Source organism: Streptomyces sp. NPDC001843 (genome assembly GCF_042891955.1).
In the GTDB taxonomy this organism is placed as follows: domain Bacteria; phylum Actinomycetota; class Actinomycetes; order Streptomycetales; family Streptomycetaceae; genus Streptomyces.
Map to the genome: position 1 here is coordinate 51,153 of NZ_JBIATQ010000019.1, position 22,939 is coordinate 74,091.

Genomic DNA, 22,939 nt, shown 5'->3' on the forward strand with positions numbered 1-22,939 from the left:
ACACAGACCAACCGGCAAGCCACGCACACCAGTTCACACGGACACGTCGCGGAACGCGTCGCACGGACCACGACGCACAGACCGCGACGCACGGACCACGACGCACGGGCCAGTCGCACAGACGAGACCACGGGGGCACGAGGGAGGGGAGCGGCCATGGCTTCGGACCACATTCGCCGCTGGGAGTCGGGAGCACTCGCGCACGCCGTCACGGACCCCTTCGGACTGGGCCCGGTCCCCTGGCTGCGCGGCAGCGAGACGTACTTCGACGACACGGGACACGTCGTCCCCTGGTACGTGGACACGACCCGGCAGCACCCGCCGACGGCCGGCACCGGCAGGAGCACCGCACGGGTCCCGGCCCCCCGGGCCTCCGGCGGCGGTCCCCGCTCCGCCGACGACGTGCACCGTCAGATCAAGGGGTTCACCTCCGCCGGCGCGGTCGCACCCGGCGAGTCCCTCGACTTCCACATCACCGTGGACCCGCCCCAGCAGTTCGGCGTGGACATCTACCGCATCGGCCACTACGGCGGCGACGGCGCCGCCAAGATCACCACGAGTCCCCGGCTGTCCGGCATCGTCCAGCCCCCGCCGCTGACCGCCGACCGCACGGTCTCCTGCCATCACTGGTGGCTGTCCTGGCGACTGCAGGTCCCGTCGTACTGGAGCATCGGCGCGTACGTCGCGGTGCTCACCACGGCCGACGGCTACCGCTCCCACGTGCCGTTCACCGTCCGGGACAACCACCCGGCGGACCTGCTCCTGCTCCTGCCCGACATCACCTGGCAGGCCTACAACCTGTACCCGGAGGACGGCCACACCGGCGCGAGCCTCTACCACGCCTGGGACGAGAAGGGCCGTCTGCTGGGCGAGGCCGACGCCGCGACCACGGTGTCCTTCGACCGCCCGTACGCGGGCGCGGGACTGCCCCTGCACGTCGGTCACGCCTACGACTTCATCCGCTGGGCGGAGCGCTACGGCTACGACATCGCCTACGCCGACGCCCGCGACCTGCACGCCGGCCGGGTCGACCCCACCCGCTACCGGGGCCTGGTCTTCCCCGGCCACGACGAGTACTGGTCGACGCAGATGCGCCGCACGGTGGAGCTGGCCCGGGAGAACGGCACATCGCTGGTCTTCCTCTCCGCCAACACCATGTACTGGCAGGTCGAGCTGGGCCCGTCCCCCTCCGGCGTCCCCGACCGCCTGCTGACCTGCCGCAAACGCAAGGGCCCGGGCAGGCCCGTGCTCTGGCGGGAGATCGACCGCCCCGAGCAGCAGCTGGTCGGCATCCAGTACGCGGGCCGGGTCCCCGAGCCGCACCCCCTGGTCGTGCGCAACGCCGACCACTGGCTGTGGGAGGCGACGGGCGCGCAGGAGGGCGACGAGATCGAGGGCATGGTCGCCGGCGAGGCCGACCGGTACTTCCCGCGCACCCCGCTGCCCGAGCACGAGGAGCGCATCCTGCTCGCCCACTCCCCGTACACGGACGGCGACGGAGTCCTGAGGCACCAGGAGACGTCCCTGTACCGCGCCACCTCCGGCGCCCTGGTGTTCGCCTCGGGCACCTTCGCCTGGTCCCCGGCCCTGGACCGCCCCGGCCACGTCGACCCCCGCATCCAGCGGGCCACGGCCAATCTGCTGGACCGTATCTGCAAACGCGACTGACCGCTGTCCGCGAGGGTGACCGACCGCTGTGACCGACCGCTGTTCGAAAGCGCGACCGACCCGCCGTCCGCGACCCGTGTCCGATACGGGACAATCGAGGCTGGACCAAACCACGGGGAGGAACCGTGTCCGGATTCGTAGAAAAGCCCGAGCCGATCCAGGTTCCGGGGCTGGTGCACCTGCACACCGGCAAGGTGCGCGACCTGTACCAGAACGAGGCCGGTGACCTCGTGATGGTCGCCAGCGACCGCATGTCCGCCTACGACTGGGTCCTGCCCACCGAGATCCCGGACAAGGGACGCATCCTCACCCAGCTCTCCTTGTGGTGGTTCGACCAGCTCGCCGACCTCGTCCCCAACCACGTGCTGAGCACCGCGCTGCCGGCCGGCGCCCCCGCCGACTGGCAGGGGCGCACCCTGGTCTGCAAGTCCCTGAGCATGGTTCCGGTCGAGTGCGTGGCCCGCGGCTACCTCACCGGCTCCGGCCTGGCCGAGTACCAGGAGTCCCGCACGGTCTGCGGCCTCGCCCTCCCCGAAGGCCTGGTCGACGGCTCCGAGCTGCCCGCCCCGATCTTCACCCCGGCCACCAAGGCCGCGGTCGGCGACCACGACGAGAACGTCTCCTACGAGGAGGTCGCCCGCAAGGTCGGCGCCGACACCGCCGCCCGGCTGCGCCAGGCCACCCTCGCCGTGTACGCCCGCGGCCGTGACATCGCCCGCGACCGCGGGATCGTCCTGGCCGACACGAAGTTCGAGTTCGGCTTCGACGGCGACACGCTCGTGCTCGCCGACGAGGTCCTCACCCCCGACTCCTCCCGTTTCTGGCCGGCCGACCAGTGGCAGCCGGGCCGCGCGCAGCCGTCGTACGACAAGCAGTTCGTCCGCGACTGGCTGACCTCCGCCGAGTCCGGCTGGGACCGCAAGAGTGAGGAGCCCCCGCCGGCGCTGCCGCAGCAGGTGGTGGAGGCGACCCGCGGGAAGTACGTGGAGGCGTACGAGCGGCTGACGGGCGTCCGCTGGGCGTAGGAACGGAGAAGGCCCCCGGTGGAAACCGGGGGCCTTCTCACTGGAGCGGACGACGAGGCTCGAACTCGCGACCTCAACCTTGGCAAGGTTGCGCTCTACCAACTGAGCTACGTCCGCGTTGCGCCGTGGCGCGAGAGCAACTATACCCAACCTCGCTCCCGTGCGAGACGCACCGCGGTGTGCCGGTTCTCCGCCCCGAGCTTCGTCGCGGCCGAGGAGAGGTAGTTCCGCACGGTCCCCGGGGACAGCGCGGCCCGTTCCGCGATCTCCGCGACCGGTGCCCCGTCGGCGGCCAGCTCCAGCACCTCCGCCTCCCGCGCGGTCAGCGGCGAGTCCCCCGCGGAGATCGCGTCGGCGGCCAACTCCGGGTCGACGTAGCGGTTTCCGCCGTGCACGGTACGGATGATCTCCGCGAGCCGCTGCGCGCTGACCGTCTTCGGCACGAACCCGCGCACCCCTGCCGCGAGGGCGCGTTTCAGATGGCCGGGACGCCCGTGACCGGTGACGATCAGTACCCGGCAGCCGGGCAGTTCGGTGCGCAGGGCTGTGGCGACCTTCACACCGTCGGCGCCCGGCATCTGCAGGTCCAGGACCGCCACGTCGGGTGCGTGGGCTCGCGCCATGGCCAGCGCCTCCGGCCCGCTCGCCGCCTCCGCCACCACGAGGAGGTCGTCCTCCAGGGAGAGCAGCGCGGCCAGCGCGCCCCGGATGAGGTGCTCGTCGTCGGCGAGCAGCAGACGTACCGGGGTACTCATGACGCGACCTCACTCACACCGGCCACACGGGCCAAGGGCACCTCCGCGACCAACCTGAAGCCGTCAGCCCCGACCGGCCCCGCCTCCAACGAGCCGTCGACCGCCGCCAGCCGTTCCCGCAGCCCGGCGAGCCCTGAGCCGCCGCTCCCGCCGGGGCCGGCGACCCCGTCGTTCTCGACCGTCAGCACCACAGATCCCTCCCGTACCCGCAGTCCCACCGTGCACCGCCCCGCGTCCCCGTGCCGCAGCACGTTGGTCGCCGCCTCCCGCACCACCCAGCCGAGCGCGGACTGCACCTCGGCGGGCAGCCCGTCGGTGTCCCCGGTGATCTCGCAGTCGATCCCTGCCGCCGTCAACACGCCCTTGGCACCGTCGAGTTCGATGCCGAGATCGGCCTCGCGGTAGCCCCGTACGACGTCCCGCACCTCCCGCTGCGACTCCTGCGCGATGCGCTGGACCTCGATCATCTGCTCCACCGCCTCGGGCCGCCCGCGCCGGGCCAGCTGCACGGCCAGCTCGCTCTTCAGGGAGATGACGGACAGGTTCCGCCCGAGGACGTCGTGCAGATCCCGCCCGAACCGCAGCCGCTCCTCGGCGACGGCGAGCCGGGCCCTGGTCTCGCGGGCCTCGTCGAGTTCGTAGACGGAGTCGAGCAGCCAGACGGAGAAGAGGCAGGTGGAGGCGAGAGATCCGGCTGAGATGAGCACCACGAACGTCACGGCCAGCACAGTGGTCCAGGACGCACCGAACGGCCACGACCCCACGCCCGCGCCGAACGCGAATCCGCACACGGTCGAGAACACGCGCCGCCGTCTGCGCACACCCAGCGCCATGGTGCCCGCGCCGAAGGTGAGGATGACCACGAAAACTGTGCCGGCGGCGGTGTCCATGCTCGGTCCCCCGGGCCCGTACTCCTTCAGTCCCAGGGCGAGGACCGCGAGCGCGAAGGTGAGCGTGCCGAGCACCCACAACAGCCGTATCGGCTGGCCGCGCCGGCCGCGGCTCCAGTCCAGCGCCCGGGAGGCGGTCACGCATGCGGCCAACGCGTGGACGGCGCCCGCGGCCGTCAACCAGCCCGCGACGTCCGCGCGCCCCTGTCCGACCCCCGGCAGCCCGATCGCCGCGACCTCGATCACGCCGAACAGGTGGAACGACCACCGCGTGTACGTCTCGACCTTCTCCGGCGTGCTCTTGCGCCGCCACCACCCCGCGGGCCTGCCCGCATCCCCCATGTCCCGCCCCCCGTAGGTCACCGCCGCGGTTCCCAGCGGAACCGCCGCCCTACAGCAAACACCGCCACGACGGTCCAGGCCAGCGCGGTCGCCAGGGTGCCCAGCGCCGCGTACGCGCTGAGGTCGCCGGTCCAGCCGGCCCGGACCAGCCGGATCGCGGGGGACAGGGGGAGGAACTCGCACACGTCGGCGAGACGGTCGGGCAGGACTTCCGTCGGGACGGCCATGCCCGAGCCGGTCATGGACACCATCACCAGCGGCAGCGCGGTGACCTGGGCGCTCTCCGGGGTCCGGGTGAACGAGGCCGTGAGGGCGGCGAGTGCCGCGGACAGCACCATGCCCAGGCCGACCCCCAGCACGGCCAGGTACGGCGCCCGGGGCGCCCCGGTGTGCAGGAGCACCGCGCAGCCCGCGGCCAGCACCAGCGTCTGGGCGAGGCCGACGCAGACGGCGGGCAGGGCGGTGCCGGCCAGGATCTCGGCGTCGCCGAGCTCACCGGTGCGCAGCCGTTTCAGGACGAGTTCCTCGCGGCGGGCGACGAAGGCGCTGACCAGGGTGGTGTACACGGCGAAGAGGAAAGTGAATCCGATCGCGGCCGTGATCATCACGGTGCCGATGGTCAGTCCGTGCGCCTTCAGGTCCAGCCCGTCAGTGGCGGGCCGCACGCTGAGCGGCAGGGTGAGCGGCATGAGCAGCGCCGTGGCGACGGCACTGCGGTTGCGGCCGAGGAGGGTGAGCTCGGCCCGGGCGAGGGCACGCAGCCGCCGGGCGGTCGGGGCGAGGGCCAGAGTGCTCATGCGACGACCTCCAGGTCCCGCGCGATGGACAGGAACGCCTCCTCCAGCGAGGCCGAGCGCACATCGAGGCCGTGCAGTTCGACCCCGGTCCGCTCGGCCCACAGCAGCAACGCGGTGGCGGTGCGCTGCAGCTCCCGGGTGCGCAGCCGCACGTCCCGGCCGGCCACCTCGTGTCCGCTGACACCCAGTTGCGCGAGCGGCGGCAGGTCTCCGAGGAAGTAGCCCTCGGGGAGCCGGAAGGAGATCCGCGCAGGGCGGTCGGCGGTCACCTCGTCCGGTGTTCCGGCGGCCGCGATGCGTCCCTCGTGCAGGATGGCGAGCCGGTCGGCGAGGCCCTCGGCCTCCTCCAGGTAGTGCGTGGTCAGCAGCACGGTGGTGCCGCTGTCGCTGAGTGCCCGCACCAACTCCCAGGTGTCCCGGCGCCCTTCGACGTCGAGTCCGGTCGTCGGCTCGTCCAGGAACAGCACCTCGGGCTCGCCGAGCAGGGCGAGCGCGAGGTCCAGCCGGCGCCGCTCACCCCCGGACAGCTGCTTCACCCGCACCCCGGCCTTCCCGGCCAGTCCCACCAGGCCCAGTGCCTCCGACTCGGGCCGGGCCCCGCTGGTGCACCCCGCCCACATCCGCGCGGTCTCGGCGACGGTCAGCTCGGAGGGAAAGCCGCCCTCCTGGAGCATCACGCCGGTGCGCGGCCGTACGGCCGCCCGTTCCCGGTAGGGGTCGTGGCCGAGGACGCGCACCCGGCCCCCGGCCGGTGCCGCGAGGCCCTCCAGCAGCTCGACCGTCGACGTCTTGCCCGCGCCGTTGGTGCCGAGCAGTGCGAAGACCTCTCCGCGGGTCACGGAGAAACTGATTCCGCGTACCGCTTCGAACCCGCCCCCGTAGACACGTCGTAGGTCGGTGACCTCGATCACGTGCTCGTGTCCGTCGCTGTCCATGCGGTCTGTCTGGTCCATGCATCCAGCGTTCCGGCGGCCGGGGCCGGGGAGCAGTGCGCGGTGTCATCACTCGGCATGACAAATGTCAGGCGGACGCTCGCGGCAGGGCATGAAAAAACCCCGGTCGCGATGACCGGGGCTTCACTGGAGCGGACGACGAGGCTCGAACTCGCGACCTCAACCTTGGCAAGGTTGCGCTCTACCAACTGAGCTACGTCCGCACTGCTCCCGACCGGCTCCCACCGATCGGTGCGAGCACCAGCCTACCTGATCCACAAGCTGCTCAGGACCGGCGGTGCAGAGCGGGTGACAGGAATTGCACACTGCGCCTTCCCCCTGGAAGGGGGATGTTCTGCTACTGAACTACACCCGCATGTACTCCGTCGGGCTCGGGCCTTTCGGCCTCGCCCTTCGGCGTGCTCCAGACATTAGCTGAACAACAGGGGGGTTGCGCAAGTCGGTTCCCCCCGGGGGTGCCTGACACCCAACGCGGCTGCCCTCAGGGGCCGCTGACGGACCCTGAGGGCTCACCCCTCGCGGGCGGACTCACTGTGCCGCGCTGAACGCCTCGTAGACCTTCTTGGGGATGCGGCCGCGCGCGGGGACGTCCATCTTGTTCGCCTGGGCCCAGGCGCGGACCGCCGCGGGGTCGGGGGCGACCTCCGTCTGGCGGTACGCCTTGCCCGACCTCGACCGCTTGCGGCCGGCCGTCACGTAGGGCTCGAGGGCCTTACGCAGTTTCTTGGCATTGACCTGGTTCAGGTCGATCTCGTACGACTTGCCGTCGAGTCCGAAGGCGATCGTTTCCGCCGCTTCCGAGCCGTCGATGTCGTCAAAGAGAGTGACCACGACCTTCTGCGCCACGAATATCGGTCCCTTCGTGCGACACCTCTCCGGTGATGACGTGCCGAGACGTCCGGAAGATGTCGACTGTCCGCCTGTTATTGGGCAAAGTATCAGCTATTGCCAATTCATTTGTACAGTGCGCGGCATTGGAAAGTGAAGCCCGACTAAATCCGTCCGCGTGTCCGGGGGCAATACGGTTCGCCGGACGATCCGGTAACTTTCCCAGAATTTTTCACGGTGTACCCCGTTCGACACCGGACCGTGATGCCGCTCACGTAGGTTCCTACAACTCTACCCGCGTAGAAATTTTGTGCGGGTAGTCTGAAGGAACCTGCTCAGCACCACACACCGGGAGTGCCAGTGGCACGCGTCGTAGTCGACGTCATGCTCAAGCCGGAGATCCTCGACCCCCAGGGCCAGGCGGTGCAGCGCGCACTGCCGCGCCTGGGTTTCGACGGCATCTCCGACGTACGTCAGGGAAAGCGATTCGAACTGGAAGTTGACGGGCCGGTCGACGAGGCCGCGCTCGCCCGCATTCACGATCTTGCCGAATCCTTCCTCGCCAACACCGTGATCGAGGACTTCACCGTCAAGGTGGAGGAAGTCGCGGAGGCCGTGAAGTGACCGCTCGTATTGGCGTCGTCACTTTCCCGGGCAGCCTGGACGACCGGGACACCCAGCGGGCGATCCGTCTCGCCGGTGCGGAGCCGGTCGCGCTGTGGCACAAGGACAAGGACCTCAAGCAGGTCGACGCCGTGGTGCTGTGCGGAGGTTTCTCCTACGGCGACTATCTGCGCGCCGGCGCCATCGCCCGCTTCTCGCCGGTGATGGAGCCCCTCATCGAACAGGCGAAGGCCGGCCTGCCGGTCCTCGGCATCTGCAACGGCTTCCAGATCCTCACCGAGGCCCATCTGCTGCCCGGCGCGATGCTCGGCAACGACCACCTCCACTTCATCTGCCGTGACCAGAAGCTGCGGGTGGAGAACGCGGAGACCTCCTGGACCACCGACTACCGCGCCGGCCAGGAGATCCACATCCCGCTGAAGAACATGGACGGCCGGTACGTCGCCGACGAGTACACGCTCGACAAGCTGGAGGCGGAGGGCCGGGTCGCGTTCCGGTACCTCGACTTCAATCCCAACGGCAGCCTCCGTGACATCGCCGGCATCACCAACGAGGCCGGGAACGTCGTCGGCCTGATGCCGCACCCCGAGCACGCCGTCGAGCCGCTGATCGGTACCGGTCGTACCGACGGCCTCCCCTTCTTCACCTCGATCCTCAAGAAGCTGGTGGGCGCATGAGCCGGACGCCTCTGGACACGGTCGAGCACGCGGCCGCGACCCCCGACGTCGAGCTGCCCTGGGCCGAACTCGGCCTGAAGAAGGACGAGTACGAGCGGGTGGTGGAGATCCTCGGCCGCCGTCCGACCGGCGCCGAGCTCGCCATGTACTCGGTCATGTGGTCCGAGCACTGCTCGTACAAGTCCTCCAAGGTGCACCTGCGCCAGTTCGGCGAGAAGGCCCCCCAGTCCGACGCCCTCCTCGTCGGCATCGGCGAGAACGCCGGTGTCGTCGACGTCGGTCAGGGCTACGCGGTCACCTTCAAGGTCGAGTCCCACAACCACCCCTCCTACGTCGAGCCCTACCAGGGCGCGGCCACGGGGGTCGGCGGCATCGTCCGCGACATCATCGCCATGGGCGCCCGCCCGGTCGCGGTCGTCGACCCGCTGCGCTTCGGCGCGGCCGACCACCCGGACACCAAGCGGGTGCTCCCCGGAGTCGTCGCGGGCATCGGCGGCTACGGCAACTGCCTGGGCCTGCCCAACATCGGCGGCGAGGTCGTCTTCGACGCCTGCTACCAGGGCAATCCGCTGGTCAACGCCGGTGCCATCGGTGTGATGCGGCACGAGGACATCCACCTCGCGAAGGCGTCCGGCGCCGGCAACAAGGTCATCCTGTACGGCGCCCGGACCGGCGGTGACGGCATCGGCGGCGCGTCGATCCTGGCCTCCGAGACCTTCGACGACGCGAAGCCGAGCAAGCGCCCGGCGGTCCAGGTCGGCGACCCCTTCCAGGAGAAGCTCCTCATCGAGTGCACCCTGGAGGCCTTCAGGGAGAAGCTGGTCGTCGGCATCCAGGACCTCGGCGCGGCCGGCTTGTCCTGCGCCACGTCCGAGCTGGCCTCCAACGGCTCCGGCGGTATGCGCGTCACCCTGGACGACGTACCGCTGCGTGACTCCACGCTCTCGCCCGAGGAGATCCTCATGAGCGAGTCGCAGGAGCGCATGTGCGCGGTGGTGGAGCCGGAGAAGGTCGACCGTTTCCTGGAGATCTGCGAGAAGTGGGACGTCATCGCCACCGTCATCGGTGAGGTGACCGACGGCGACCGCCTCGAGATCTACTGGCACGGCGGCAAGATCGTCGACGTCGACCCGCGTACGGTCGCGCACGAGGGCCCGGTCTACGAGCGCCCCTACGCCCGCCCGTCCTGGCAGGACGAGCTGCAGGCCGACGACGCGAACAAGCTGCCCCGGCCGGCGACGAGCGAGGAGCTGAAGGACCAGGTCCTGAAGCTGGTCGGCTCGCCCAACCAGGCCTCCAAGAAGTGGATCACCTCGCAGTACGACCACTTCGTGCAGGGCAACACCGTCCTCGCCCAGCCCGAGGACTCCGGCATGATCCGCGTCGACGAGAAGACCGGCCTCGGTGTCGCGATCGCCACGGACGGCAACGGCCGGTACGCCAAGCTCGACCCGTACACGGGCGCGCAGCTGGCCCTAGCCGAGGCCTACCGCAACGTCGCCACCACCGGCGCCAAGCCGCTGGCCGTCTCCGACTGCCTGAACTTCGGCTCGCCCGAGGACCCGGCGGTCATGTGGCAGTTCGCGGAGGCGGTACGCGGTCTCGCGGACGGCTGCCAGCAGCTCGGCACCCCGGTGACCGGCGGCAACGTCTCGCTCTACAACCAGACGGGCGAGGCGGCCATCCACCCGACGCCGGTGGTCGCGGTCCTCGGCGTGATCGACGACGTCGCGCGCCGCACGCCCGTCGCCTTCCAGGAGGAGGGCCAGCTGCTCTACCTCCTCGGCGACACGCGTGAGGAGTTCGGCGGTTCGGCCTGGTCGCAGGTGGTCCACGACCACCTCGGCGGCCTGCCCCCGAAGGTCGACCTGGAGCGCGAGCGTCTGCTCGCCGAGATCCTGATCTCCGCCTCCCGCGACGGCATGATCGACTCCGCGCACGACCTGTCCGACGGCGGTCTGATCCAGGCGGTCGTGGAGTCGGCGCTGCTCGGCGGCAAGGGCGCCCGCCTGATCGTCCCGGACGGTCTGGACGCCTTCACCTTCCTCCTCTCCGAGTCCGCGGGCCGTGCGATCGTCGCCGTGCCGCGCTCGGAGGAGGTCCGCTTCAACGACATGTGCGGCGCGCGGGGCCTGCCGGCCACCCGCATCGGTGTCGTGGACGGTGACACGATCGAGCTCCAGGGCGAGTTCGAGCTGACACTGGAGGAGCTGCGCACCGCCCACGAGGGAACCATCCCGGCCCTGCTGGCCTGAGTCCTCGCGGGGTTCCGCGAAGTCCCGCTCCTTCGAAGCCCCCGCCCGGGGTCACCGGGTGGGGGCTTCGTCGTTGTGTGCGGGTTCGAAGCTTCACTTGCACGAGATTACGTAGTTCCGTAATCTCATAGCCGTGGAACTCGAACAACGCGTCGCGGACCTCGAACGCAGGCTGGCGGCGCTGGAGGACGCGCAACGCGCCGCCCCGCAACTGGACGCGAGCGACTTCTGGGCCCTGAACGGGCTGAAGGAGCAGCTGGCCGAGCTCGGGGCGGCCGACGGAGGCGTCCTGTTCACGGGGGCCGTACGGCTGCCGACCGGGGAGCGCTACGACTGGCAGCACGGCGCACTCACCGACGAGCTTCTGGACGACGACTGGACCCGGGTCGCCGAGCCGCTCGCCGCCCTCGGGCACCCGGTACGGCTGCGGCTGCTCCGCGAGATCCTCGGCGGCCGGCGCACCGCGGCCGAGCTCGCCGAGCTGGACGAGGTCGGCACGACCGGCCAGATCTACCACCACCTGCGCCAGCTGTCCGCCGCCGGCTGGCTGCACACGACCGCCCGCGGCCGCTACGCGGTACCGGCGGGACGGGTGGTGCCGCTGCTCGTCGCACTGTCCGCGGCCCGGTCCTGACCCGGCCGGCGCCGACACCAAGAGGGGGAACCATGACCGCACGCAAACTGACCGGCATCGTCCACCGACTTCTGCAGCTCGTCTTCCTCGGCCTCGTGATCACCCACGCGTTACTGGACCTCGGGTATCCGTGGTGGTGGAACTTCGGACCGCTCGCCCTCGCCCAGGCCGTCCTCATCGTGGGCCGTCGGCGGTGGAGCGGTGCCCCGGACAGCCCGCGCGCGGCCCGCGAACCCGTCGAGGTCGTCCCGCCCGTGACGGGCCGCTGGTCCGCGCTGAACAGCCCGGCCGACCGCACGCCGAGCCACGGGACGCACGCCTACGGCCAGACGTTCGCCATCGACGTCGTCGCCGAGCCCGAGCCGGGCGCCCGCCCGTGCTTCCGCATGCTGTGGCCGCTCGCCCGCCGGAACAGCGCCTTCCCCGCCTTCGGCGCCCCGCTGCTCGCGGTGGCCGACGCCACCGTCGTACGGGCCACCGACGCCCAGCGCGACCACCTCAGCCGCACGTCGCTGCCCGCCCTGCTGTACCTCACGTTCCTGGAAGAGGCCGTGCGTGCTCTGTTCGGCGTCAAACGGATCGTCGGCAACCACGTCGTGCTGGATCTCGGCGAGGGCACCTACGCGATGTACGCGCACGTCCAGCGCGGCTCCCTCGCCGTCCGGGAGGGCGACCGGGTGCGCGCCGGGCAGACCCTCGCCCGTTGCGGGAACTCGGGCAACTCGACCGAGCCGCACCTGCACTTCCAGTTGATGGACGGCCCCGACCCGGACACCGCCCGCGGCATCCCCTTCACCTGGCGCGGCATCGGCGTCCCCCGCAACCGCGAGATCTTCGAGGCGCCCGCGACGGCGTCGCAGCCCACATAGGCTGCCGCCATTCATCGCCGACGCGCTCGCCGTGAAGGCGCCCGGCGGCTCCCCGGCCGTCCGTGCCGAGACGGTGAACACTTCGCGAACCAGTTGTAACGCCCTGCGCCCGCAGGGTAGTTGTGAGGCGAAAGCGTTTGTGGGGAGTGGCGCCGGGCTGACAGGGGGAGCGGCCGGATGGAGATCAGGTTCGAAGCGGCGGGATCCACGCGCGAGGAAGAACTGCAGTCCCTGTACGACTGGCTGGCCGCAGACCGGGCTCTGCGCCGCGAGGTCCGGGTGACCAGGGTCGCCGAACCCGACGCCGGCACCGGCCGGATGGGCCCCGGCGTCGACCTCGTACTCGCGGTGCTCTCAGCACTGGGTGGCGTGGGACAGCTCCAGCAGTCGTACCTGGCCTGGCGGCAGAGCCGCAGACCCGAGAGCCGGGTCACCGTCGACATCACCGGCCTCGACCCCGAACGGGCGGCCGAGCTGCTGCGCGGGTTCGGGCAGGCCGACGGCGACGGCCACGGCGAGGACGAGGAGCCGCGGTGACGGCCACCACGCGCAGCCCCACGATCGACACCTCGGGCCGGATCGACCCGGACCGCTCCGCCTGTGTGCTGATCGGCGTGGACGACTACACGCACCTCGACCCGCTGCGCAGTGTCCGGCACAACCTCGTGGAACTGCGGGGCACGCTCATGGACCGGAACATCTGGGGCGTCCCCGAGGACCGGATACGCACGGTCGCCAACCCGGCGACGGCGGCCGAGGTGACCGACGCGATCCGCGAGGCCGCCGAACTCGCCGAGGACACCCTCCTCGTCTACTACGCCGGACACGGATTCCGCCGCGATCAGCAACTGCTGCTCACCCTGCCCACATCGGTCGAGGGCCGGCCTGAGACCACCACCCGTGCCGACGACGTGCGCGGCGCCATCGCCGGCACCGGCGCCGCGCAGCGTCGCGTACTGATCCTCGACTGCTGCTTCAGCGGCCAGATGCTGACGGAGATGGCGGACGGCCACCGCCAGGACGTCGAGGCGGCGATGCGGACCCTGCACGACGTCGAAGGCGCCTACACCATGACCTCCGGCACACGTGACCGGCCCTCCCACGCCCCCGACCCCGAGCGCTGCACCCTGTTCACCGGCGCCCTGGTCGACGTCATGCGACAGGGTCTCCCGGACGGCCCGGAGATGCTGGGCCTGCACGACCTCTTCAAGGAGGTCAAGAAACGCATCGTCGCGCACCGGCCCGAGCTGCCGCAGGAGCCGCAGGACGAAGACCACAACGGGGTCGGCGGCCTGCCCTTCGTCCGTAACGTCGCCGTACTGCCCCCACGGGAGACGCCGCCGCCCCCGCCGCCGCCTCCCACGCGCTGGCAGCGGATCCGCACCCCCGTCCTGTCACTGACCGCCGGTGCCCTCGGACTCGCGCTCGGACTGGGCGCCCAGCCCCTCGTCCACTGGTGGCGCGACACCCACCCGGCGGCCGCCGCCGGTCCCTGCGCGCGTCCCTCGCCGGCCGATGCCGCCGCGCCCCGCGCCGTGCTGCTCGACCACTCCGACGCGCTGAACAAGCAGCATCCCGACTACGAGAACATCGCCGGCCTGTCCGGCCTGGCCCTCGTCTCGCAGGGCAAGACGGTCAAGGCGCTCGCGCTCGCCGACAACTCGCCGGGCCGGGTGTGGCCGCTTACCCTCGGCTCCCCCTTCCACCTCGACCCCAGCCCCGACACGGCACTGCCCCTGCACCGCGCCGACGGCAAACCGTTCCCCGACGACTGGTACGACGGCGAGGCCCTGGTCATCGAGAACGGCGGCAGGACGATGCTGATCGCCTCCGAGACCGGCCCGGCCATCCGCCGCTTCGACATCGCCACCGGACGCCAGCTCGGCAAGGACTTCACCATCCCGAAGGAACTGCGCTACTGGCCCCAGGGCTCCGCGCAGATCGGCCGCAGCATCGAGTCCCTGGCCGTCTCCCCGGACGGCCGCCACCTCTACGCCGGCTGGGAGGCACCTCTGGCAAAGGACGGCGACCAGCGCGGCCGGGCGATCATCCGCATCCAGCGCTACAAGGGGACGCCCGGCGGCGACTACACCCCGGACGGGGAGTACGCGTTCTTCGCCGACGACGGCATGTACCTGTCCGAGCTGAACGCCATCGACGACAGCGGCGACCTCCTCGCGCTGGAACGCCAGTACACCGCCGGCCTCGGCTCGGCCATCCGGATCGTCCAGCTCTCCCTCAGACAGGCCTCCGACGTGACCGACCTGACCTCGCTGTGGCACCAGCCGGCACACATCTTCGCCAAGGAGGAACTGGTCGTCGACCTGGCGACCTGCCCCGCGGGCGGCCCCGGCGCCGTCGCCGTCCCGGCCTCGTCCCCCGAGCATCCGCTCCTCGACAACGTGGAGGGCATGGCCCTCGGCGACCCGTGGAAGTCCGGCACGTACAAGGGATGGCAGCCGCTCTACCTGGTATCCGACGACAACGACAGCGATGACCAGATCACCCGCCTCTACTCGCTCGCCGTGAAGCTGCGCAGGTGATTAGGCTCCCCGTCATGCCCACGGCCAGGAAACGCCCCCGCACCTACGACCCCGTCAGGACCCGCACGGCGGTCCTCGGCCAGCTCGCCCATGTACGGGAAGCCGTCCGCGGGCTCACGCCCGAGCAACTCGCCCTCCCGACCCGGCTCGGCGGGTGGACCGTACGGGAGCTGGTCGCGCACATCGGGATGGCGCTCACGGCCATCGAGCGGTCCCTCGACCTGCCCGAGCCGGAGAAGCAGGACGCCGTCCTCGTCGAATGGCCGTTCGCGACCTCTTCCAACGCCACGGCCATCGACGAGTTCACCCGGCGGCTCGCCGAGCAGCACCCCGACCTCGACACCTACCTCGCCGGCATCGAGCGGAACCTCGTCGAGCAGCTCGACACCCACCCCGGGACCCGCCTGCTGCAGACCAACGCGGGCGTCCTGCCCCTCGCCGACTACCTGGTCACCCGCGCCGTCGAACTCGTCGTCCACACCGACGACCTCAACGCCGCGGTGCCCGGCCTGGAAGTGCCGTACGAGCGTCAGGCCCTCGCCGCCGCCACCCGGCTCCTCGCCGACGCGCTCGCCGTGAAGGCACCCGGCGGCTCCACCGAGGTGCGGATCCCGCCGTACGCCGTCGTGCAGTGCGTAGAAGGACCCCGGCACACCCGCGGCACCCCGCCGAACGTCGTCGAGACCGACCCGCTGACCTGGATCCGGCTCGCCACCGGACGGCTGGCCTGGGCGGACGCAGTGGCGCGGGCCGAGGTCAGCGCCAGTGGGGAGCGGGCCGACCTGGAGGGAGTGCTGCCGCTGATGGCGTGACGGACACCCGAATGATGTGCGACACCTCACTCACGCATGGGGGCAAAGGACTCCGCAGCGGCCCTCCCAAGGCCCCCCGGTGACCGGACGACACCTCGGTATATGGCGCTGACCTGCGGGAACGAAGAAACCGATGAGACGATCACCAACGCTTGATCACTTACCGGCCACTGTCCCCAATTCGGACCAGTGGTCGACCTCGCCTACACTCGGGAACGTGCCACGTGGTGACGGTCGACTCAATCACGATCTGCTTCCCGGCGAGAAGGGCCCCCAGGACGCATGCGGCGTCTTCGGTGTCTGGGCTCCGGGCGAAGAGGTCGCAAAGCTCACTTACTTCGGGCTCTACGCCCTCCAGCACCGGGGTCAGGAATCCGCGGGAATCGCGGTCAGCAACGGCTCCCAGATCCTCGTCTTCAAGGACATGGGCCTGGTCTCCCAGGTCTTCGACGAGACCTCGCTCGGTTCGCTCCAGGGTCACATCGCGGTCGGACACGCCCGCTACTCGACCACCGGCGCCTCCGTGTGGGAGAACGCCCAGCCGACGTTCCGCGCCACCGCGCACGGTTCGATCGCCCTCGGCCACAACGGCAACCTGGTCAACACGGCGCAGCTCGCCGAGATGGTCGCCGAACTGCCGAAGGACACCAACGGGCGCTCCACGCGGGTCGCGGCCACCAACGACACCGACCTGCTCACCGCGCTCCTCGCGGCCCAGGTCGACGAGGACGGCAAGCCGCTGACCATCGAGGAGGCCGCCCACGCGGTCCTGCCGAAGGTGCGCGGCGCCTTCTCCCTCGTCTTCATGGACGAGCACACCCTCTACGCGGCCCGCGACCCGCAGGGCGTCCGCCCGCTCGTCCTCGGCCGTCTCGAGCGCGGCTGGGTCGTCGCCTCGGAGTCCGCAGCCCTCGACATCACCGGCGCCAGCTTCGTCCGGGAGATCGAGCCCGGCGAGTTCGTCGCCATCGACGAGAACGGCCTGCGCAGCTCCCGGTTCGCGGAAGCGAAGCCCAAGGGCTGTGTCTTCGAGTACGTGTACCTGGCGCGCCCCGACACCGACATCGCCGGCCGGAACGTCTATCTCTCCCGCGTGGAGATGGGCCGCCGACTGGCGAAGGAAGCCCCCGTCGAGGCCGACCTCGTCATAGCGACCCCGGAGTCCGGCACGCCCGCCGCGATCGGTTACGCGGAGGCCAGCGGCATCCCGTTCGGCTCGGGCCTGGTGAAGAACGCCTACGTCGGCCGGACCTTCATCCAGCCCTCGCAGACCATCCGGCAGCTCGGCATCCGGCTGAAGCTGAACCCGCTGAAGGAAGTCATCAAGGGGAAGCGCCTGGTCGTCGTCGACGACTCGATCGTCCGCGGCAACACCCAGCGCGCCCTGGTGCGCATGCTCCGCGAGGCGGGCGCGGCCGAGGTCCACATCCGGATCTCCTCGCCGCCCGTGAAGTGGCCCTGCTTCTTCGGCATCGACTTCGCCACCCGCGCCGAGCTCATCGCCAACGGCATGACCATCGACGAGATCGGCACCTCCCTAGGCGCCGACTCCCTGGCGTACATCTCCATCGACGGCATGATCGAGGCGACCACCATCGCCAAGCCGAACCTGTGCCGCGCCTGCTTCGACGGCGAGTACCCGATGGAGCTCCCGGACCCCGAGCTGCTCGGCAAGCAGCTCCTGGAGACCGAGCTCGCGGCCGGTCCGGCGGCCACGGCCGCGTCCGACGCGATCCGCCGTCCGTAGAAGGCCCGTGCTGTGCCTTTTCAACAACGCCTGCCGTACGACACGAAAGTCCTCATTGGCCATGTCTGAGACAACTGGTGCCAGCTACGCAGCCGCGGGCGTCGACATCGAAGCGGGCGACCGCGCCGTCGAGCTCATGAAGGAGTGGGTGAAGAAGACGCAGCGCCCCGAGGTCCTCGGCGGCCTCGGCGGCTTCGCCGGGCTCTTCGACGCCTCCGCCCTCAAGCGCTACGAGCGTCCCCTCCTCGCCTCCGCCACGGACGGCGTCGGCACCAAGGTCGACATCGCCCGGCGGCTCGGCGTGTACGACACCATCGGCCACGACCTGGTCGCCATGGTCATGGACGACATCGTGGTGTGCGGTGCCGAGCCGCTGTTCATGACCGACTACATCTGCGTCGGCAAGGTCCACCCCGAGCGGGTCGCCGCCGTCGTCAAGGGCATCGCGGAAGGCTGCGTACTGGCCGGCTGCGCCCTGGTGGGCGGCGAGACGGCCGAGCACCCGGGTCTGCTGGGCGAGGACGACTTCGACGTCGCCGGCGCCGGTACGGGCGTCGTGGAGGCCGACCGGCTCCTCGGCGCGGACCGTATCCGGGGCGGTGACGCGGTGATCGCCATGGCGTCCTCAGGGCTTCACTCGAACGGATACTCCCTGGTCCGCCACGTCCTGCTGAACACCGCGGGCCTCTCGCTCGATACGCGGATCGAGGAGCTCGGCCGCACCCTGGGCGAGGAACTGCTGGAGCCCACGAAGATCTACTCCCTGGACTGCCTGGCCCTCACCCGCACCACCGACGTGCACGCCTTCAGCCACATCACCGGCGGCGGGCTGGCCGCCAACCTGGCCCGAGTGATCCCGGACACACTGCACGCGAGGGTCGACCGCTCCACCTGGACCCCGGGCGCGATCTTCGACCTCGTGGGCAGGACCGGCGACGTCGAGCGGCTGGAGCTGGAGAAGACCCTGAACATGGGTGTGGGCATGATGGCGATCGTGCCGCAGGAGTCCGTGGACGTGGCCCTGGCGACCCTGGCCGATCGCGGGGTCGACGCCTGGGTGGCAGGCGAGATCACCGACCGGGGCGACCACGGGACCGGCGCCGAGCTGGTCGGTACGTACTCGATCTAACGGCGCCGCGGTCTGAACCTGCGGGTAGCACAGAACCCGGTCGGTGGCTGTGCCACCGACCGGGTGAGTGCTCAATGCAAGGTCAAGCGCCGCGACGGTGTTGTGAGGGACCGTCGTCCTCATCCTCGTCGTCGTCCTCATAGAGGTCGGCGTACCGAGAGTAAAGATCGTCCTCGTCGTCCTCATCGTCCTCGAACGGCTCGCCGTTCGGCGGCTGGCTCGAAGTTGATGCGCCCAGTTCACTGGCCAGACGCGACAGGTCAGTCCCACCGCTGTTGTACTTCAGCTGGCGGGCGACCTTCGTCTGCTTGGCCTTGGCCCGGCCGCGCCCCATGGCTCGACCCCCTCGGTGACGGGGCTCGACGGCCCCAGAGTCTGACACGCGTTCATGATCTGGAACGGACTCTCCGCGGAGAGGCCGGTCCGTAGGGCTTCCACGGTACCTGAGCCCGCGCCCATACGGTACGTCGCCCGCAGCACGCGCGTGTGCACAGCCCCTTCGAGGCGCCCCGTCCTCGCTGGTCAGTGGCGATTTTAACCACTTATCCCGGGACGACCCGCCGACGGAAGTGAGAGTTCTCTCTAAGTTCCCGCCGACGGGTACCGGTCATGCGTGCGAAGCCCTGCCCTCCGCCATCCGCTGCTCGGCGATCCGGTCGGCCGCGGCGGCCGGCGGAATACCGTCCTCCTTCGCACGTGCGAATATGGCCAGCGTGGTGTCGAAGATCTTCGCGGCCTTCGCCTTGCACCGGTCGAAGTCGAACCCGTGGAGCTCGTCGGCGACCTGGATGACCCCGCCGGCGTTCACCACGTAGTCCGGCGCGTACAGGATCCCGCGGTCGGCGAGGTCCTTCTCCACACCCGGATGGGCGAGCTGGTTGTTGGCTGCGCCGCACACCACCTTGGCGGTGAGCACCGCCACGGAGTCGTCGTTCAGCGCGCCGCCGAGCGCGCAGGGGGCGTAGATGTCGAGGCCCTCGACACGGATCAGCGCCTCGGTGTCGGCGACGGCCGTGACGCCCTCGGTGTGCTGGTCGACGACCCGCCGCACGGCCTCCGCGCGCACGTCCGTGATCACGACCTCGGCGCCCTCGTCCCGCAGGTGCCGCACCAGGTGGTGCCCGACCTTGCCGACGCCCGCGACGCCGACCCTGCGGCCGCGCAGCGAGGGGTCGCCCCACAGGTGCTGGGCGGAGGCCCGCATGCCCTGGTAGACGCCGAAGGCGGTGAGGACGGAGGAGTCGCCGGCCCCGCCGTTCTCCGGGGAGCGGCCCGTCGTCCAGCGGCACTCGCGCGCCACGACGTCCATGTCGGCGACGTACGTGCCCACGTCGCAGGCGGTGACGTACCGCCCGCCGAGCGAGGCCACGAACCGCCCGTAGGCGAGCAGCAGCTCCTCGGTCTTGTGCCGCTCCGGGTCGCCGATGATCACGGCCTTGCCGCCGCCGTGGTCGAGACCGGCCATGGCGTTCTTGTACGACATCCCGCGCGCGAGGTTGAGAGCGTCGGCGACGGCCTCCGCCTCGGTCGCGTACGGGTAGAAGCGGGTACCGCCGAGCGCGGGGCCCAGCGCGGTGGAGTGGATGGCGATGACGGCCTTGAGTCCGCTGGCGCGGTCCTGGCAGAGCACGACTTGCTCATGACCGCCCTGGTCCGAGTGGAACAGGGTGTGCAGTACATCAGCAGGTGCGCCGGTCACGTCGGTCACTGTGGTGACTCCTGTTGCGAGTAGCGGCGGTGGTCCTGGGACCAGCTCCCATGGGGGTCCCCCCACGCTTTTGGCAGTGGGGGAGGGTGGCGGGTAGCTGTGGCTGAGCGTAGAACACTGCCCGGCCGCCATCCGCGCAGTGTTCAGGATCACTCTCCGGGAGCTTCCATGCACGTATCGGCATGACACGATTTGCAGAGATTTCCCGTCGTCCCGAGCCCGGCCCGTGCGGATTCGGTGTCCGCCCCGCGAGGGTTTCGAGCCGAATCCGGTGGGGAGGGAGCAGGCGTGCCCAAGGTGTCCTCGGTGATCGTCCCCTACGCCACGTACCTGCGTGTGTACGAGCCGCTGGCCGCCTTCCCCGAGCCCGAGCGCGGCCACTGGACGCGGTACGCCCGCCGCCCGGAACGCCCCTCCTACCAGGACGAGCTCCGCCGCTCGCTCGCCGACCTGCTGCCCACCCCGCCGGTCCCGGTACCGGTGCACGAGAGCGGCGACGCCTTCGTCCTGGACGTCGACGGGGTCGTCTGCGTGTGTCCGTGGCGGACCCGGCTGCGCGGCTGGCAGGCGCTCGACGACCTCGCCGAGGAGCTGCCGCCGGCGGTCCTGGACGCGGTGCTCCCCCCGGTCGTGCGCCAGCAGGCCGGCCGGGACTACGAGCGCTGGCTCGACCGCAACCCCGACGCCCGTCCCTGGATCCGTACCGCGACCTGGCAGGTACCGCTCAACTGGTTCGTCCTGGTGTCCGACGAGGAGCGGGAGTACGCCAAGGGTGCCGGTGACCCCGGGGCGGCCGGCGCCGAGCCGCCCGTGCTCCGTTACCGCACGCCCATGGTGCAGGCCCGGCGTCGGGTGGCCCGCGGGCTGCGCGCGCTGAAGGACGCCATCGAGGAAGGGCCGCTCATCGACGGCCTGGTGGACGTGGGCCGCTGGCTGGAGGAGTTCCACCCGCGCTCGCTGGTGGAGCTGGACTACGGCGGCCTGGTGCACGTGCTGCCCGCCGGCGAGCTCGAGGGCGATCACTCGGCGGCCGACGTCGCCGAGGGAATCGACGCGCTGCGCCGCGGGGACGGGGCCGCCGCCGGTGAGGCGTACGGGCGGCTCGTGGAACGCTGGCGATCGGTGCGGGACCGGCGTTCCGCGAACTGACGGGGCGTGAGTGACGTGGATCACGGCCGAAACTGCCTCGAACAGCGTACGGTAACGCCACTTCGGTGACCTGACGGGATGTTGGTCCCGAACTGGGCTTTTGTCCGGAAGAGTGCCGCAAGGGTGATGGACCGCACGTACACGGCCCTTGCGCCACTTGCCCCCCCTCATGCCAAAATAGGACAAGGAGTCCGGGGAGGGCTCCATCCGTCCGCTTGTGCTTCATTGTGGGGGGAATCTCAGCATTGCACGCTTTGGGGGGTCTCGTGACTCCCGATCGCCAGTGTGACTGATCGTCACACTGGCGTGACTGTCCGCTATGGCATGGTCCATCGGCTTCCGTCGCTGATGAACACCTGGGAGGGCAATTCCATCGGTTTGGCCGACGCGGCTGGACAGATGGTGTAGTTGTAGTGCCGAGGACAAGCCGTTCGTCCTATAACCGACTCGACTCGCGTCCGCCATTTCGGGCAACGCGGGTCAAGGTGCAGAATTTAGAGGAAAGAACCGAGAAGGTTCGGTTCTCCCGAGGAGGCCGCTCATGACCGCTCGCACCCCTGATGCCGAGCCGCTGCTGACCCCGGCTGAGGTCGCCACCATGTTCCGCGTGGACCCGAAGACGGTCACGCGGTGGGCGAAGGCCGGCAAGCTCACGTCGATCCGTACGCTCGGCGGGCACCGCCGCTACCGCGAGGCCGAGGTCCGCGCGCTGCTCGCGGGCATCCCGCAGCAGCGCAGCGAGGCCTGAACAACTGAATAACCGGGCGATGCGGCAGGTCCCCCAACCGGCCGGGAAGCCCGAAACCTAGCTCCAAGCGACGCGGGACCTGCCCCAACAGGCCCCTCTCCCAAGCCGAACAGAGCTCACTGGCAAGCGACACAGGGTGCGTCGTCGATCGCGCTGGACTCCGCCGGGTCCAGCGCGATCTTTTTTGTGTGCCGGGGGGCGTCTACACGGGTCCGCCTGGGCGGGCTTGTGGAAGTCTGGGGAGCCGTGTCGGATCGGCCGGGGGACGGTCGTGAGGTCTGGTGCAATTGCACATATTAAATTGACCAGTTGTAGGTCGCGTGTAAGTACCGTGCTTTCAAAAATTCATGCGGTGACACCCGTCACATGGTGGAACGCCTGTTGTGGGCCACCTGTGCGGGGCGGACGGTCACGCCGGAGACGGGCTCTCGTCCTCGGCGGCCTCCTCCGTGGGCAACGGGCCGCACGGCGGCGAGTCCAGCGCCAGCCGCAGCAGGTGGTGGCAGACCGGGCAGTGGCGGGTCAGATGCCCGTAGGACGAGGCAGCCGCCAGATGCGCCCTGAGGAGCGCCCGCGTCTCGTGCCGGACCGATGCCGCCATACGCCACCTCCGGGGCCGCTCGAGGGGAACCCGGCCCTGTTTTCTGGGTACCGGCGGAATGTGACGCCGTCAAGGCCGCCGCGTGGCTCCGCCGGTTGGGCTGTGCGGCTCGGCGGGCGCCGCTTGTGCCGTGCGGGGCGGCGGGCGCCGCTTGTGCCGTGCGCGCCGGCGGGCGCCGCTTGTGC

The 22,939-nt window shown here is 70.5% G+C and carries 22 protein-coding genes and 3 tRNA genes; 14 read left to right on the forward strand and 11 right to left on the reverse strand.

The features are described 5' to 3' along the window. Positions 1-156: 156 nt before the first annotated feature. Positions 157-1,668: a N,N-dimethylformamidase beta subunit family domain-containing protein gene (locus tag ACFYZQ_RS35125; RefSeq protein ID WP_389156877.1), complete on the forward strand. Its 1,512-nt coding sequence runs from the start codon at positions 157-159 to the stop codon at positions 1,666-1,668. Positions 1,669-1,793: 125 nt separating this feature from the next. Then, positions 1,794-2,693, forward strand: coding sequence for a phosphoribosylaminoimidazolesuccinocarboxamide synthase (locus ACFYZQ_RS35130; protein WP_389156880.1), 900 nt, complete (start codon positions 1,794-1,796; stop codon positions 2,691-2,693). A gap of 41 nt (positions 2,694-2,734) precedes the next feature. Here the strand turns inward: ACFYZQ_RS35130 and ACFYZQ_RS35135 are convergent. The 8 genes from ACFYZQ_RS35135 to ACFYZQ_RS35170 form a co-directional block, all read right to left on the reverse strand. Beyond that, positions 2,735-2,810 (reverse strand) — tRNA-Gly (locus tag ACFYZQ_RS35135). 23 nt (positions 2,811-2,833) lie between these two features. Further along, positions 2,834-3,448, reverse strand: coding sequence for a response regulator (locus ACFYZQ_RS35140; RefSeq protein ID WP_389156882.1), 615 nt, complete (start codon positions 3,446-3,448; stop codon positions 2,834-2,836). After that, positions 3,445-4,680: a sensor histidine kinase gene (locus ACFYZQ_RS35145; RefSeq protein WP_389156885.1), complete on the reverse strand. Its 1,236-nt coding sequence runs from the start codon at positions 4,678-4,680 to the stop codon at positions 3,445-3,447. The genes ACFYZQ_RS35140 and ACFYZQ_RS35145 overlap by 4 nt, the downstream gene beginning before the upstream one ends. A 17-nt stretch (positions 4,681-4,697) precedes the next feature. Continuing rightward, positions 4,698-5,477, reverse strand: a complete 780-nt coding sequence (locus ACFYZQ_RS35150; RefSeq protein WP_389156888.1) for an ABC transporter permease — start codon at positions 5,475-5,477, stop codon at positions 4,698-4,700. After that, complete coding sequence (locus ACFYZQ_RS35155; protein WP_389157045.1) at positions 5,474-6,412, reverse strand: ABC transporter ATP-binding protein; 939 nt, start codon at positions 6,410-6,412, stop codon at positions 5,474-5,476. Before ACFYZQ_RS35155 ends, ACFYZQ_RS35150 begins: the two co-directional genes overlap by 4 nt. A 145-nt stretch (positions 6,413-6,557) precedes the next feature. Then, a tRNA-Gly gene (locus ACFYZQ_RS35160) sits at positions 6,558-6,633 on the reverse strand. 80 nt (positions 6,634-6,713) lie between these two features. Further along, positions 6,714-6,785: transfer RNA gene (locus tag ACFYZQ_RS35165), tRNA-Gly, on the reverse strand. Positions 6,786-6,958: 173 nt separating this feature from the next. Next, on the reverse strand, positions 6,959-7,276 hold the full coding sequence (locus tag ACFYZQ_RS35170; RefSeq protein ID WP_388802929.1) for an Lsr2 family protein: 318 nt from the start codon (positions 7,274-7,276) through the stop codon (positions 6,959-6,961). Between the two features lie 342 nt (positions 7,277-7,618). On the opposite strand from ACFYZQ_RS35170, the gene purS reads away from it, so the two are divergent. From purS to purM, 10 genes are all read left to right on the forward strand, one after another. Continuing rightward, complete coding sequence (purS, locus tag ACFYZQ_RS35175; RefSeq protein WP_062041421.1) at positions 7,619-7,882, forward strand: phosphoribosylformylglycinamidine synthase subunit PurS; 264 nt, start codon at positions 7,619-7,621, stop codon at positions 7,880-7,882. After that, a complete protein-coding gene (purQ, locus tag ACFYZQ_RS35180; protein ID WP_132855080.1) occupies positions 7,879-8,559 on the forward strand; it encodes a phosphoribosylformylglycinamidine synthase subunit PurQ in 681 nt (226 codons plus the stop codon). Before purS ends, purQ begins: the two co-directional genes overlap by 4 nt. Further along, a complete protein-coding gene (gene purL / locus ACFYZQ_RS35185; RefSeq protein WP_389156892.1) occupies positions 8,556-10,814 on the forward strand; it encodes a phosphoribosylformylglycinamidine synthase subunit PurL in 2,259 nt (752 codons plus the stop codon). The genes purQ and purL overlap by 4 nt, the downstream gene beginning before the upstream one ends. Positions 10,815-10,947: 133 nt before the next feature. Next, entirely contained in the window at positions 10,948-11,448 is a 501-nt protein-coding gene (locus ACFYZQ_RS35190) for an ArsR/SmtB family transcription factor (RefSeq protein ID WP_389156895.1), read from the forward strand. A 32-nt stretch (positions 11,449-11,480) separates the two neighbouring features. Further along, positions 11,481-12,317 (forward strand): M23 family metallopeptidase, encoded by an 837-nt coding sequence (locus tag ACFYZQ_RS35195; protein ID WP_389156898.1) that lies wholly within the window; start codon positions 11,481-11,483, stop codon positions 12,315-12,317. 177 nt (positions 12,318-12,494) lie between these two features. Further along, on the forward strand, positions 12,495-12,854 hold the full coding sequence (locus tag ACFYZQ_RS35200) for a hypothetical protein (RefSeq protein ID WP_389156901.1): 360 nt from the start codon (positions 12,495-12,497) through the stop codon (positions 12,852-12,854). Further along, on the forward strand, positions 12,851-14,860 hold the full coding sequence (locus ACFYZQ_RS35205; protein ID WP_389156904.1) for an esterase-like activity of phytase family protein: 2,010 nt from the start codon (positions 12,851-12,853) through the stop codon (positions 14,858-14,860). The genes ACFYZQ_RS35200 and ACFYZQ_RS35205 overlap by 4 nt, the downstream gene beginning before the upstream one ends. Positions 14,861-14,874: 14 nt before the next feature. Beyond that, entirely contained in the window at positions 14,875-15,672 is a 798-nt protein-coding gene (locus ACFYZQ_RS35210; protein WP_389156907.1) for a sterol carrier family protein, read from the forward strand. A gap of 217 nt (positions 15,673-15,889) precedes the next feature. Then, positions 15,890-17,419 carry an amidophosphoribosyltransferase gene (gene purF / locus ACFYZQ_RS35215; protein WP_389156910.1) on the forward strand — a complete coding sequence of 510 codons (1,530 nt, stop codon included), beginning with the start codon at positions 15,890-15,892 and terminating at the stop codon, positions 17,417-17,419. 61 nt (positions 17,420-17,480) lie between these two features. Then, the gene (gene purM, locus ACFYZQ_RS35220; protein ID WP_389156913.1) at positions 17,481-18,548 is read left to right on the forward strand and encodes a phosphoribosylformylglycinamidine cyclo-ligase; all 1,068 of its coding nucleotides are present in this window, start codon (positions 17,481-17,483) and stop codon (positions 18,546-18,548) included. An 82-nt stretch (positions 18,549-18,630) separates the two neighbouring features. Here the strand turns inward: purM and ACFYZQ_RS35225 are convergent, their stop codons facing one another. Together ACFYZQ_RS35225 and ACFYZQ_RS35230 are read right to left on the reverse strand one after the other, a co-directional pair. Then, positions 18,631-18,882, reverse strand: a complete 252-nt coding sequence (locus ACFYZQ_RS35225) for a DUF3073 domain-containing protein (RefSeq protein ID WP_161181528.1) — start codon at positions 18,880-18,882, stop codon at positions 18,631-18,633. A 273-nt stretch (positions 18,883-19,155) separates the two neighbouring features. Then, positions 19,156-20,256 (reverse strand): Leu/Phe/Val dehydrogenase, encoded by a 1,101-nt coding sequence (locus ACFYZQ_RS35230; protein WP_389156916.1) that lies wholly within the window; start codon positions 20,254-20,256, stop codon positions 19,156-19,158. A 288-nt stretch (positions 20,257-20,544) separates the two neighbouring features. On the opposite strand from ACFYZQ_RS35230, the gene ACFYZQ_RS35235 reads away from it, so the two are divergent. Then, positions 20,545-21,405 (forward strand): hypothetical protein, encoded by an 861-nt coding sequence (locus ACFYZQ_RS35235; protein WP_389156919.1) that lies wholly within the window; start codon positions 20,545-20,547, stop codon positions 21,403-21,405. Between the two features lie 541 nt (positions 21,406-21,946). Continuing rightward, positions 21,947-22,153 carry a developmental transcriptional regulator BldC gene (gene bldC, locus ACFYZQ_RS35240; protein WP_003949541.1) on the forward strand — a complete coding sequence of 69 codons (207 nt, stop codon included), beginning with the start codon at positions 21,947-21,949 and terminating at the stop codon, positions 22,151-22,153. Positions 22,154-22,562: 409 nt separating this feature from the next. Here bldC and ACFYZQ_RS35245 read toward each other — a convergent pair whose 3' ends face one another. Then, entirely contained in the window at positions 22,563-22,754 is a 192-nt protein-coding gene (locus ACFYZQ_RS35245) for a DUF6274 family protein (RefSeq protein ID WP_389156922.1), read from the reverse strand. Between the last annotated feature and the right edge of the window lie 185 nt (positions 22,755-22,939).